Below are 12455 nucleotides of genomic sequence, written 5' to 3'. Positions count from 1 at the left end.
AGCCATGGACGCGCAACGAAGGACGCTTCTGGCGGCGGGTGCGGCGGGCGCCGCCGCTCTGGTGTCGGGCTGCGGCGACGGGGACGGGGGCGGCGGCCCGACCAGCGCACCGCCGGCCAGCAAAGCACCGAGTGCCTCACCGGCCGGCGCCGAGCTCGCCAAGACCGCCGACATCCCGGTCGACGGGGGCAGGGTCTTCGTCGACGAGAAGGTCGTGGTGACCCAGCCGGAGGCAGGCGAGTTCAAGGCGTTCTCGGCCCTCTGCACCCACCAGAAATGCCTCGTCAGGACGATCGCGGCCGGCACCATCGACTGCCCCTGCCACGGCAGCAAGTTCCGCATCACGGACGGCTCGGTCGCCGAGGGCCCCGCCACCACACCGCTGCCCGCGAAGCAGATCGCCATCTCCGGGGACAGCATCCGGCTGGTCTGACCCCCTCACGTACCCTCTCGCGCATGACGCCCGAGGTGACGCCCGATGCACTCGTCCGCGACCACACCGTCTACTCCTGCGTGATGGGCTCGCGCGCCTTCGGGCTGGCCACGGACGGCAGCGACACCGACCGCCGCGGGGTCTTCCTCGCCCCGGCCGCGCTCTACTGGCGCTTCGACAAGCCTCCGACGCATCTCGATGGCCCGGCCCACGAGCAGTTCTCCTGGGAGCTGGAGCGCTTCCTGGAGCTCGCGCTGCGGGCCAACCCGAACGTCCTGGAGTGCCTGCACTCCCCCCTCGTCGAGCACGTCGACGACACCGGCCGGGAACTGCTCGCCCTGCGCGACGCGTTCCTGTCCCGGCAGGCCCACCAGACGTTCGTGCGCTATGCGGTGGGCCAGCGCAAGAAGCTGGAGGCGGACGTCCGTCAGCACGGCGCCCCGCGCTGGAAGCACGCCATGCATCTGCTGCGGCTGCTCGGCAGCTGCCGGGACCTGCTGCGTACGGGCGAGCTGGTCATCGACGCCGGCGCCGACCGGGAGCGGCTGCTCGCGGTCAAGCGGGGCGAAGTGCCGTGGCCGCGGGTCGAGGCATGGATGACGCACCTCGCGGACGAGGCCGACGCGGCAGCGCCGGGCTCACCGCTGCCGGCCGAGGCCGACCGGGCACGGGTCGAGGACTTCCTGTTCCGCACCCGCCGGGCGTCAGCGCTCCAGGCGTACGCGGACCACGAAATCGCGCAGGGCGTCGTAAGCGGTGGGCTCGTCGGGTAGCCGCGAGGCCAGCCGCGCCTCCTCCAGGACTGCGTGCAGCGCTTCGACGTCGGAGCGCACCCGTTCCCGGTCGACGCCGGACGCGGGGCCGTGTTCGGCGTCCGCCTTGGCCGCGATCAGCTGCGGCAGATGACCCGGGGCGTCGACCTCCGCGAGCAGGGTGGGCAGATGGGCCTGCACTTCGCCGCTGCGCATCAGATGGATACCGGTGAGCAGCGCGCGGAAGGTGTACAGCAGCGGTTTGAGCTCCCCGGTCTTCTCGAAGAGCCGCCACTGGGTGTTCGCGAACCCCCGGTAGTGGTGGGCGTGGTGGCTGGTGAGCACGCCCGGGGCGAGCGCGGCCAGCTCCGCGTGTGCGTCCGAGGTGTGCACCACCAGCGGTGAGAGCAGCTGTTCCAGCACATAGCCGTTGCGCCGCAGCATCAGCCGTACGAACTTGCGTACGTCGTGCGTGACCAGGTCCATCTCGACGCCGTCCCGGTCCCACATCCGGGACCGGGTCTCGTCCGGCTCGCTCAGCCCCAGCAGGTCCTCGACGGGCAGCAGATGGACCCCGCGCAGGTCCACGTCCGAGTCCCGGGACGGGAATCCGTACAGATGCGCCCCGGAGACGGTGACGAAGAGCAGCGGGTCGGACTGTTCGTCGACGACGGGGCCGAGCTCCATCTCCAGCGGATCAGACACCGGATCAGGCAGCGGATCAGACAGCGGGTCGGTCAGCGGGTCAGTCAGCGGGTCAGTCATGGATCAAGAGTCCCAGAGGGCGCCGAGCGACATCAGATCGCTGCGGTACTCGATCCGCTCGGACCACTCCTTGGGCCAGACGCCCGCCCCCAGATGCGCGCCGACGAGCGCGCCCGCGATGCAGGCGATCGAGTCCGAGTCGCCCTTGGTGCAGGCGGCCCGGCGCAGTGCCATGACCGGCTCCTCGGGGAAGAGCAGGAAGCACAGCAGGGCGGTGGCGAGGGCCTCTTCGGCGATCCAGCCGTCTCCCGTGGCCAGGCACGGATCGGTCTCGGGGTTGGCGGTGCGCACCGCGGTCGCGAGCCGCTCCAGGACCTTCAGGCACTCGTCCCACCCCCGCGCGATGAACGCCTCGGGCGTCGGGTCGTGGGAGTAGGTCCACAGGTTGCCGAGCCAGTGGTGGTAGTAGTGGCTGCGCATCTCGTACGCGTACGAACGCAGCTGGCCGACCAGACCCATCGGCTCCGCACCCTGCGCGAGCAGGAACACCGCGCGCGCCGTGAGGTCGCTCGCCGCGAGCGCCGTCGGATGGCCGTGGGTGAGCGCGGACTGCAACTGCGCGGCGCCCGCCCGCTGTTCCTCGCTCAGCCCCGGTACGAGACCGATCGGCGCGACCCGCATATTGGCGCCGCAGCCCTTGGAGCCGATCTGGCTGGCCTCCTGCCACGGCCGGTCGCTGTCGAGCATCTGGCAGGCGACCATGCAGGTGCGGCCGGGGGCGCGGTTGTTCTCCGGGGAGTGGTACCAGTCGACGAACTCCTCGCGCACCGGCCGGGTCAGCCTGGAGGCGACGAGCAGTCCGCGGTCCATCGCGGTGCGTATGCCGCGCGCCAGGGCGAGCGTCATCTGGGTGTCGTCCGAGACGATCGCGGGCCTGGGCAGGTCCATCATCCGCCACGTCCCGCACTTGGCGAGGATCTGGGGCACGTCGTCGAACTCGGTCGGGAAGCCCAGCGCATCCCCGAGCGCGAGCCCGATCAGCGAGCCGGTGGCCGCTTGCTTGGTGATGGTCCTCGTGGTCCTCATGGCGGTCATGCGTGCCGTCCTTCCGGTCGCAGAAGTGGAGGGTGCAGGGCCGAGGCGGCACCCGCCCGGTACAGTGCGGCCGGTTTCCCGCGGCCGCCGGTGCGGCGCGGCGGGCCCTCGACCGCCTCGACGAAGCCGGGTGTGGTGAGGACTTTGCGCCGGAAGTTGGGCCGGTCGAGGTCGACGCCCCAGACCGTCTCGTACACCTGCTGCAGCTCGCCGAGCGTGAACTCGCGCGGGCAGAAGCTGGTGGCCAGGCAGGTGTATTCGAGCTTGGCGCCGATCCGCTCGTGTGCGTCGGCGAGGATCTGGTCGTGGTCGAAGGCGAGCCGGGCGTCGGCGAGAGGCATCCACTGGGCCAGCGCCGCGTCCCCGCCGCCGCGCGGCTCCGGGAGATCCGGCAGCAGCGCGGTGTACGCGACGGACACGACCCGCATCCGCGGGTCGCGGTCGGGGTCGCTGTAGGTCCGCAACTGCTCCAGGTGGAGGTCGGCGGCGGTCTCTCGCGACAGGCCGGTCTCCTCGGCCAGTTCGCGGCGTGCGGCCTGCCCGGCGGACTCCCTGGGGCGTACGAAGCCGCCCGGCAGCGCCCAATCGCCCTTGTACGGGTCCTCCCCGCGCTCGACGAGCAGGACGTTCAGCCGTCCCTCGCGGACGGTGAAGACGGCGAGGTCGACGGTGACCGCGAAGGGCGGGAAGGCGCCGGGGTCGTAGCCCTGCATCATCGTTTCTCCGGAATGGGGGGCGCGAGGGTCCCCACCACCCCCGCCGCGAGCGGAGCGTCGGAACCTGGTCCACCCCCGTGGGTCCAGGTCCACCAGCCGTACACGGCGGGGGTGGCGATGCGCGGGCGCGCGACGAGCCGGACGCAGAGCGCGCCGCTGCCGAAGCCGAGGAGTTCGACGATGTCCGAGAGACTCACGCCCGCCCCCTTAATAGTCATGTTGACTATAAAGGCGAACGGGCCTGTCCCACAAGATGCGTGAAGCCCGCGGCCGAAGGTGACCGCGGGCTTCGTGCGAGAACTGGTGTGGCTACAGGCCGACTTCCTTCATCAGCATGCCGACCTCCGTGTTGGTCAGGCGGCGCAGCCAGCCCGACTTCTGGTCGCCCAGTGCGATGGGCCCGAAGGAGGTCCGTACGAGCTTGTCGACCGGGAAGCCGGCCTCGGCGAGCATCCGGCGCACGATGTGCTTGCGGCCCTCGTGCAGCGTCACCTCGACCAGGTAGTTCTTGCCGGTGTTCTCGACGACCCGGAAGTGGTCGGCCCGGGCGTAGCCGTCGTCGAGCTGGATGCCGTCCTTGAGCCGCTTGCCCAACTCGCGCGGGAGCGGACCCTGGATGGCGGCGAGGTAGGTCTTCTTCACGCCGTACTTGGGGTGGGTCAGCCGGTGGGCCAGCTCGCCGTGGTTGGTGAGCAGGATGATGCCCTCGGTCTCGGTGTCGAGCCGGCCCACGTGGAAGAGACGGGTCTCGCGGTTGGTGACGTAGTCACCGAGGCACTGGCGCCCGTCCGGGTCTTCCATCGTGGAGACGACGCCGGCGGGCTTGTTCAGCGCGAAGAACAGGTGCGACTGGGTCGCGACGGTCAGCCCGTCGACCTTGATCTCGTCCTTGTCGGGGTCTACGCGCAGCCCCTGCTCGACGACGATCTTGCCGTTGACCTCGACACGGGCCTGCTCGATCAGCTCCTCGCAGGCGCGGCGGGAGCCCATGCCGGCCCTGGCCAGCACCTTCTGCAGCCGCTCGCCCTCCTGCTCGGCGCCGGGGAAGGTCTTGGGGGTCTTGATCTGCGGCTTGTCGGCGTACCTGTCCCGGTTGCGCTGCTCGATCTTGGCGTCGAGCTCACGGGGGCGGGCCGGTGCGCCACGCCGGGAACCCTGAGGCTTCTGCGCAGGCTTCGGGCCGCCCTTGGCGCCGCCGCGCGCGGACGCGCCGCGGCCCTTGCGGACGCCGCCGCCTTCCTCGGTGGAACCGCCCACGTCGTAACGGCGCTCCTCGGGCCGGGGGCGGCGGGGGCGCTGCCCCTGCTTGTCGTCGCGCCCCTTCCCGCCGGCGCCCCGGGAGTCCCGGTTCCCGCCGGCGCCCCGGGAGTCCCGGTTGCCGCTTCCGCTGTTCCTGCCGCTGCTTCGCATCAAAATTCCGTCTTGTCGTCTGCGTCGGTGTCCGGTGCGTCCGGATCGAACGACGGCACACCCTCTTGCGTCTCGGCCTCGATCGCCTCCGCCTCAGGGAGAAAGGGCGCGAGCTCCGGGAGCTCGTCCAGGCCGCGCAGGCCCATCCGCTCCAGAAAGTAGTTCGTCGTCCTGTACAGGATCGCACCTGTTTCAGGTTCCGTGCCCGCCTCCTCGACCAGACCGCGCTGGAGGAGGGTGCGCATCACGCCGTCGCAGTTCACTCCGCGCACGGCCGAGACGCGCGAACGGCTGACCGGCTGGCGGTACGCGACGACCGCGAGGGTCTCCAGGGCGGCCTGGGTGAGCCGGGCCTGCTGCCCGTCGAGTACGAAGCGCTCCACGGCGTCGGCGTGCTCGGCCCGCGAGTAGAACCGCCAGCCGCCCGCGACGAGCCGCAGCTCGAAGCCGCGGCCCTGGACCGTGTACTCGTCCGCCAGCTCCCGCAGCGCGTCGGCGACGGCCCGGCGGGGCTGCTCCAGGACCTTGGCGAGGTGCTCTTCGGTGGCCGGCTCGTCGACGACCATGAGGACCGCTTCGAGCGCGGGCTTGAGATCGCTCACGCCTCCTCCTCCTGGTTCTCGCGAACCTCAGAATCGAATTCATCGGTGACAGTCGCATCCGACTCGCCGCCGGTCCACCTGACCACGAGTTCCCCCAGGGCGTCGTCCTGCTCCAGAACGACGGCCTTGTCTCGGTACAGCTCCAGCAGCGCGAGGAAGCGCGCGACGACGGTGAGGGTGTCGGGCGCGTCCGCGGCGAGCTCCCGGAAGGTGACCTCACCGGCCTCCCGCAGCCGCGCCACGACCACCTCGGCCTGCTCGCGCACGGACACGAGGGGGGCGTGGATGTGGTCGACGTACACCTGCGGCTTGGGCCGGGGCTGCATCGCCTTCACGGCGAGCTTGGCGAAGCCCTCGGCGCCGATGCTGATGACGACTTCGGGCAGCAGCTCGGCGTACTGGGCTTCGAGTCCGACGGTACGGGGATACCGCTTGCCCTCTTCGTCCAGCCGTGCGCTGAAGATCTCGGCGATCTGCTTGTAGGCGCGGTACTGCAGCAGCCGCGCGAAGAGCAGATCCCGCGCTTCGAGCAGCGCGAGATCGGCCTCGTCCTCCACCTCGGCGGTCGGTAGCAGCCGGGCGGCCTTGAGGTCGAGCAGGGTGGCGGCGACGACGAGGAACTCGGTGGTCTGGTCGAGGTCCCAGTCGTCGCCCATGGCCCGGATGTGCACCATGAACTCGTCGGTGACCTTGGAGAGGGCGACTTCGGTGACGTCGAGCTTGTGCTTGGAGATCAGCTGCAGCAGGAGATCGAAGGGCCCTTCGAAGTTGGCAAGCCGCACCTTGAACCGCCCATCGTCGACGGCTTGCTCGGCGGGGACGCCCTCGGCGGCCTCGGGCTCACCCGGCGGGTCGGTCTCGGCCGCCTCCGGCTCGCTCGGGGCTTCGGGCTGCGCCGCCTCCGCCTCGCCGGGAGCGTCCGGCGCGCCCGCCTCCGGCTCGCTCGGAGCTCCGGGCTCCGGGGCCCTGGCCTCGCCCGGCGGGTCGGTCTCGGCCGCCTCCGGCTCGCTCGGGACTTCGGGCTGCGCCGCCTCCGCCTCGCCGGGGGCGGCCGGCGCGCCCGGGCCGCGGCCCAGCGAGCGGCGGGGTGAGCGAAACGAGCCGGCGCCCCCGGCCGAAGGCTGGGGGATGGCGGAGTCATCGGTCGGGGGCATCGCGGTCCAGGGGCAAAAGGAGCAGGCAGGGCAGCGCGCAGGCTACCGTCAGCGCCCGCGCAGACGTCGTACGAGAATGCTCGCCTCGCCGCGCTGCTCAAGATCCGCCAGTACCACCGCCACCGCCTCGCGGACGATCCTCCCGCGGTCGACGGCCAGCCCGTGCTCGCCACGCAGCACCAGCCGCGCATGCTCGAGGTCCATCAGTTCCTCGGCCGAGACATAGACCGTGATCTTCTCGTCGTGCCGTTCGCGGCCGCTGGGCCGGCGGTTCGCGCCACGCCCCCTGCGGCGCGTCTGTCCGGTCGGCGAAACGGCGGCGGCTCCCGCAGAGGCCGCCTCCTGCGGGCGACGAGCCTTCGGTACGGCCTCCGCCTCCGCCCCCCGGCTGCGCCCTTCCGCGGAGGAGTCCGCGTCCGCAGTGGAGTGTTCCTCCGACGACGAGTTGGACGAACTGACGGACGAGGACGGTTCGGCCGCGCCATCGCCGGCCGGATCGCTCTCCCCCGCCGGCGCCGGTACCCTCGGCTCGCCGTTCGCCTTGCGGCGCTGCGACGCAGGGGAGGAAGCCTGCAGCGCCATGCCCCCGGTCGTACGGAACAGCTCGTCGGCCCCGGGCAGACTCACTCGGCGTGACACCGGGCGAGCACCTCCCTGGCGAGCTGACGGTACGCGGCGGCGCCGACGGAGTTCGATGCGTACGTGGTGATGGGCTCACCGGCGACCGTCGTCTCCGGGAAGCGCACGGTCCGCCCGATCACCGTGTGGTAGACGTGGTCGTCGAAGGCCTCGACCACCCGCGCCAGCACCTCACGGCTGTGCACCGTGCGCGAGTCGTACATCGTGGCGAGGATGCCGTCGAGCTCCAGGTCGGGGTTGAGCCGCTCCTGGACCTTCTCGATCGTCTCGGTCAGCAGCGCCACCCCGCGCAGCGCGAAGAACTCGCACTCGAGCGGCACGATCACCTTGTGCGCGGCGGTCAGCGCGTTCACCGTGAGCAGGCCCAGCGACGGCTGACAGTCGATCACGATGTAGTCGTAGTCCGACATCAGCGGCTTCAGCGCGCGCTGCAGCGTCGACTCGCGCGCGACCTCGCTCACCAACTGCACTTCCGCGGCCGAGAGATCGATGTTGCTCGGCAGCAGGTCCATGTTGGGCACCGCGGTCTTCAGGAGCACCTCGTCCGCCGCCATGCCCCGCTCCATGAGCAGGTTGTAGACGGTGAGGTCGAGCTCCATCGGGTTGACGCCGAGGCCGACCGACAGGGCTCCCTGCGGGTCGAAGTCGACGAGCAGTACACGCCGTCCGTACTCCGCGAGCGCGGCGCCCAGGTTGATGGTCGACGTCGTCTTGCCGACGCCGCCCTTCTGGTTGCACATCGCGATGATCTTCGCGGGACCGTGGTCGGTCAGCGGGCCCGGGATCGGGAAGTACGGCAGGGGCCGCCCGGTGGGGCCGATCCGCTCGCGGCGCTGACGCGCGGCGTCAGGGGCGAGGGTGGCCGCGTACTCGGGGTCTGGCTCGTACTCGGCGTCGGGGTCGTAGAAGTGCCCCTCGGGGACTTCCTCGTAGGCGGCGAAGTGGGTGGACTCTCGGCCACTCTCGTTGCCGGCCATGGCGTTCACGTGTTGGCCGTCCATCATCTTCATCGTGTGGGCTGTCGTCATGTGCGTCGTGTGCTGGCGTGTCACGGAGGTTCGGACAGCAACGGAGCCGACAGCCTCGAGCCCGGGCTGCTCTGTTGACGGGACCAGGCCCCTCGCAGGCATACCTGGTTGACCACCCCCGGGAGTAAATGTCGACTCATTCACAAGTCGTCTTACCTCCTTGGACGTGACCAGGAAACTTTATCGATAGGTCAGCGTGGCACCATGCCGACGGTTGGCGACTCTATGGCGTGTCACCGGTCCGCAGCAACACAATCCGCCGGACCCGGCCCGATGTGTCGGCAACCGAACACCCTTCTGTCAAGAGTGCTCAGGACTTCCGGCGTGACCTGGCCCTCTGGTTTCGATGGTGCGCGAAACGGCTAAAGGGTTACGTTCGACGCGAGTTGAGCGAGCGTCGCAAAATGGTCGGATACACATCCGGCCGGACCTTGCTCGGCAAGGTCCGGCCGTGGGATTGATGTTGACGACGCGCGTTGACGCCTAGCCGAGGAGCGCGCTCAGTTCGACGCTCTGAAGGCCGTGAGCCTCGGCGACCGGGCCGTAAACGACCTGGCCGTCATGGGTGTTGAGGCCCTTGGCGAGCGCGGGGTCGCGGCGCAGCGCCTCGACCCAGCCGCGGTTCGCGAGCTCCACGATGTACGGCAGCGTCGCGTTGGTGAGCGCGTAGGTGGAGGTGTTGGGCACCGCGCCGGGCATGTTGGCGACGCAGTAGAAGACCGAGTTGTGGACCATGAAGGTCGGCTCGGCGTGGGTGGTCGGACGCGAGTCCTCGAAGCAGCCGCCCTGGTCGATTGCAATGTCGACAAGTACACTTCCGGGCTTCATCTTGGCGACGAGCTCGTTGGTGACCAGCTTCGGGGCCTTGGCGCCCGGGATGAGAACGGCGCCGATGACGAGGTCCGCCTCGACGACGGCCTTCTCCAGCTCGAAGGCGTTGGAGACGATCGTCTTCACCTTGGTGCCGAAGACCTTGTCGGCCTCGCGCAGCTTGTTGATGTCACGGTCGAGCAGGGTGACGTGGAAGCCCATGCCGACCGCGATCTGCGTGGCGCTCCAGCCGGAGACGCCGCCGCCGATGACGACAGCCTCGCCGGCCGCCGTGCCCGGGACGCCGCCCGGCAGTACACCGCGGCCACCGACCGAGCGCATCAGGTGGTACGCGCCGACCTGCGGGGCCAGCCGGCCCGCGACCTCGGACATCGGGGCGAGCAGCGGCAGCGCGCGGTTCGCGGTCTCCACCGTCTCGTACGCGATCGCGGTGGTGCCGGACTCCAGCAGGGCGTCCGTGCACGCGCGGGAGGCGGCCAGGTGCAGGTAGGTGAAGAGCGTCTGGTCCTTGCGGAGGCGGTGGTACTCCTCGGCGATGGGCTCCTTGACCTTCAGCAGCAGGTCGGCGATGGCCCAGACCTCGTCGGCGGTGGGCAGGATCTGCGCACCCGCGGCGACGAACTCGTCATCCATGATCGAGGAGCCGACACCGGCGTTCTGCTCGATGAAGACCTGGTGGCCGTGGCGCACGAGCTCGTGCACGCCGGCGGGGGTGATCGCCACCCGGAACTCGTTGTTCTTGACCTCGCGGGGGATGCCGACCTTCACGTCGATCACGGTCCTTGGCTCAGGGGATACAGGGGGCATAGCCATACATACCCGGATACGTATGACGCACCGGATGACACCACGAGAACACGTGGCGGAGCCAGTCTAATGAAGGATTTCTCGCTGTCTAGCCTTACAAAGCATCAATCCTTGGCTGAAGTGCTACGGATTTCGTAGGTGGAATCCTCTTCTCCGAGCAGTCTTTCCGCAGCGGAACGGTGCAGCCGGGCTGCCGCCGGGTCGCCCAGCCGGTCGAGCGTGTCGGCCAGCCTGAGCTGCAGAGCTGCCTGCAGCCGTACGTCCCCGGCCTGCCGCGCCCAGTCCACCGCCTCCCTGCAGGTGTGCAAGGACTCTTCCGGCCGGCCCGCATATTCCTGTACGCGAGCCGCCTCGCTCAACGCTCGTGCCTGGGACGGGAGATCGCCGACTCTGCGGTAGCCGGCCACCGCGGCCCGCCAGCTGCGCAGCGCGTCGCCGTACCGGCCGGCGTAGGTGTGCGCGGTGCCGAGCCGGCCGTACAGCCGTGCCTCCTCGGCCCGCTCGCCGCGCGCCTGGCGCTGGGCGAGCGCCCGGCCGTACCAGTCGGCGGCCCGCTGCCAGTCCCCCAGTTCCTGGTAGGCGCCGCCTACGGATTCCATCGCGCGGCCGGTCGCGTACGGATCGTTCGCGGCCCGTCCGGCGTCCAGCGCGGCCCGGTAGCGGGCCAGCGCCGCCTCGATGCGGCCGGTCTGCGCATCCAGATCGGCGAGATTGAGCAGGGCCGCGGCCGCTTCCCGGTGCAGTCCGCGCCGCTCGGCGACGCCGAGGACCAGCCGGTGCAGGCCGTAGAGCTCGGGAGCGGCGGCCCCGGTGCCGCGGTGCGCGGCCAGCGCCCTGACCAGCGCCGCAACCAGCCGGCGCGCCAGGGTGTCCAGCCCGCCGTCCTCGACCGCGAGGCGTGCGGATGCCAGCAGAGCGGGCAGCCGCGCACTCAGCCACGCCGCCGCGGCGGGCGCGTTCGGGAAACGCAGTCCGCTCGGCAGCCCGGCCAGCTTCTTGCGCGCCGGGGATCCGTCCGGCTCGGTGATGGCACGGCAGGACTGCAGCTGTCGCACGGTCCGCTCCAGCATCCGGGCCCGGGCCAGCTGCAACTCGGAAGGCCGGTCCTGCGTCTCCAGCAGGGCGCGCAGCATCGGCAGGAGACAGCCCGGCACCACGTACTGCCCTTCCCCTGTCTCCGGTAGAGGGGCACCCACCGAGTGCAGCAGGCGGAGGGCGACGAGGTCGTCCAGCGTGGACTGGGCGGCCGAGAGCGAGCAGCCGGCCAGCGCGGACGCGGTGTGCACGTCGGCGAACCCGCCGGGCGCGAGGGCCAGCAGTCGCAGAATCCGGGCGGCCGACTGCGGCAAGGACTCGTACACCAGCCGGAAGGCCCGGGCCAGCGGCCTTGCACCCCTTGGCTGCGCCCCGTCGTCGGGCAGTGCCCGCAGCCGCTTGGCCACGTCGGCGACGGACGCCCTCGGCCTGCCTGCGAGCCAGCCGCCGACCAGGACGAGTGCTGCGGGAAGCCCGCCGCACTCCTCGGCGATGGACTCGGCGGCCTGCGGGTCGACGGTGATACGCACCGACCCGGTGAAGGTGCTGAGCAGTTCGATCGCGGACTTCGCGTCCATCCCGCCGAGCGTGCACGGCCGTACGTCGGGGATGCCGGTCAGCGGCCCCTCGGAGACCGCCACGGCCAGGCAGTCGGGGTTGTCGGGCAGCAGCGGGTCGACCTGCTCGGCGTCACCGGCGTCGTCGAGGAGCAGCAGCATCCGGCGTTCCGCGAGCGCCTCGCGGACCATCTCGGTCAGCTCGTCCTCGTCGGCGCCGGGCGGCGATGCGACGCCGAGGGAGTCGAGCAGTTCGCGGGCGGCCGAGTCCATCGGGACGCGCCGCCCGCCGGGTTCGGTCAGCCGGGCGCGCAGCACCCCGTCGGGATAGTCGTCGGCGAGCCGGAAGGCGAGTTCCTCGGCGAGTGCGGTACGTCCGGATCCGGGCCGCCCTGCGATCAGGAGAACGCGGGCGCGGGGTGCCTTGCGTCCGGACAGGGTGTTCAGGCCGGCCCGTTCGATATCGGCCCGCAGGGACTTCAACTCCCGCTGCCGCCCGAAGAATTGGTCCCGGGACGCCCCGGCCCGGCCGCCCGAGTCCACCGCTTGATCCGCCACGGGCCACGCTCCCGTCCAGTCCGCGCACGAGCCGAGCCCGCCGGGACTCCGCACGGGCGTTCCGAGCGTAGTTCACTCTCTGCGACGATCCCTGCAGAGCGCGGCGGGGGCATCGCCCGTTCGGTTCAGCGGA

The 12455-nt window shown here is 70.9% G+C and carries 12 protein-coding genes and 1 pseudogene; 2 read left to right on the top strand and 11 right to left on the bottom strand.

Features of this window, described 5'->3' with window-relative positions:
- Nucleotides 1-4 precede the first annotated feature (4 nt).
- Together ACZ3H8_RS35550 and ACZ3H8_RS35545 are read left to right on the top strand one after the other, a co-directional pair.
- A complete protein-coding gene (locus ACZ3H8_RS35550; RefSeq protein ID WP_467408879.1) occupies nucleotides 5-433 on the top strand; it encodes a Rieske (2Fe-2S) protein in 429 nt (142 codons plus the stop codon).
- 23 nt (nucleotides 434-456) lie between these two features.
- Nucleotides 457-1206: a nucleotidyltransferase domain-containing protein gene (locus ACZ3H8_RS35545; RefSeq protein WP_467408822.1), complete on the top strand. Its 750-nt coding sequence runs from the start codon at nucleotides 457-459 to the stop codon at nucleotides 1204-1206.
- Here ACZ3H8_RS35545 and ACZ3H8_RS35540 read toward each other — a convergent pair.
- The 11 genes and pseudogenes from ACZ3H8_RS35540 to ACZ3H8_RS35490 all read right to left on the bottom strand — a co-directional run bounded on the left by ACZ3H8_RS35540 (nucleotide 1138) and on the right by ACZ3H8_RS35490 (nucleotide 12322).
- Nucleotides 1138-1872, bottom strand: a complete 735-nt coding sequence (locus ACZ3H8_RS35540; protein ID WP_467408877.1) for a nucleotidyltransferase domain-containing protein — start codon at nucleotides 1870-1872, stop codon at nucleotides 1138-1140. The genes ACZ3H8_RS35545 and ACZ3H8_RS35540 overlap by 69 nt on opposite strands.
- Nucleotides 1873-1953: 81 nt before the next feature.
- Nucleotides 1954-2976 (bottom strand): ADP-ribosylglycohydrolase family protein, encoded by a 1023-nt coding sequence (locus ACZ3H8_RS35535; RefSeq protein WP_467408875.1) that lies wholly within the window; start codon nucleotides 2974-2976, stop codon nucleotides 1954-1956.
- Nucleotides 2977-2981: 5 nt separating this feature from the next.
- Nucleotides 2982-3701 (bottom strand): NUDIX hydrolase, encoded by a 720-nt coding sequence (locus ACZ3H8_RS35530; protein WP_467408821.1) that lies wholly within the window; start codon nucleotides 3699-3701, stop codon nucleotides 2982-2984.
- 26 nt (nucleotides 3702-3727) lie between these two features.
- Nucleotides 3728-3919 (bottom strand): annotated as a pseudogene (locus ACZ3H8_RS35525) (nicotinamide riboside transporter PnuC); the annotation flags it as partial.
- 91 nt (nucleotides 3920-4010) lie between these two features.
- A complete protein-coding gene (locus tag ACZ3H8_RS35520) occupies nucleotides 4011-5111 on the bottom strand; it encodes a pseudouridine synthase (RefSeq protein WP_398989267.1) in 1101 nt (366 codons plus the stop codon).
- Nucleotides 5111-5713, bottom strand: coding sequence for an SMC-Scp complex subunit ScpB (scpB, locus tag ACZ3H8_RS35515; protein WP_467408820.1), 603 nt, complete (start codon nucleotides 5711-5713; stop codon nucleotides 5111-5113). Before scpB ends, ACZ3H8_RS35520 begins: the two co-directional genes overlap by 1 nt.
- Nucleotides 5710-6867 carry a segregation and condensation protein A gene (locus ACZ3H8_RS35510; protein ID WP_467408818.1) on the bottom strand — a complete coding sequence of 386 codons (1158 nt, stop codon included), beginning with the start codon at nucleotides 6865-6867 and terminating at the stop codon, nucleotides 5710-5712. The genes scpB and ACZ3H8_RS35510 overlap by 4 nt, the downstream gene beginning before the upstream one ends.
- Before the next feature lie 48 nt (nucleotides 6868-6915).
- Nucleotides 6916-7506 carry a hypothetical protein gene (locus ACZ3H8_RS35505; RefSeq protein WP_467408817.1) on the bottom strand — a complete coding sequence of 197 codons (591 nt, stop codon included), beginning with the start codon at nucleotides 7504-7506 and terminating at the stop codon, nucleotides 6916-6918.
- Entirely contained in the window at nucleotides 7491-8636 is a 1146-nt protein-coding gene (locus ACZ3H8_RS35500) for a ParA family protein (RefSeq protein WP_467408814.1), read from the bottom strand. The genes ACZ3H8_RS35505 and ACZ3H8_RS35500 overlap by 16 nt, the downstream gene beginning before the upstream one ends.
- Nucleotides 8637-9017: 381 nt before the next feature.
- Nucleotides 9018-10133: an alanine dehydrogenase gene (gene ald, locus ACZ3H8_RS35495; protein ID WP_467408874.1), complete on the bottom strand. Its 1116-nt coding sequence runs from the start codon at nucleotides 10131-10133 to the stop codon at nucleotides 9018-9020.
- Nucleotides 10134-10276: 143 nt separating this feature from the next.
- Entirely contained in the window at nucleotides 10277-12322 is a 2046-nt protein-coding gene (locus ACZ3H8_RS35490; protein ID WP_467408811.1) for a tetratricopeptide repeat protein, read from the bottom strand.
- Nucleotides 12323-12455: the final 133 nt, after the last annotated feature.

This window comes from Streptomyces sp. NPDC002868 (genome assembly GCF_055563295.1).
Note: the sequence above shows the minus strand (reverse complement) of the source record. Positions and strands in the feature narration are given on the sequence as shown.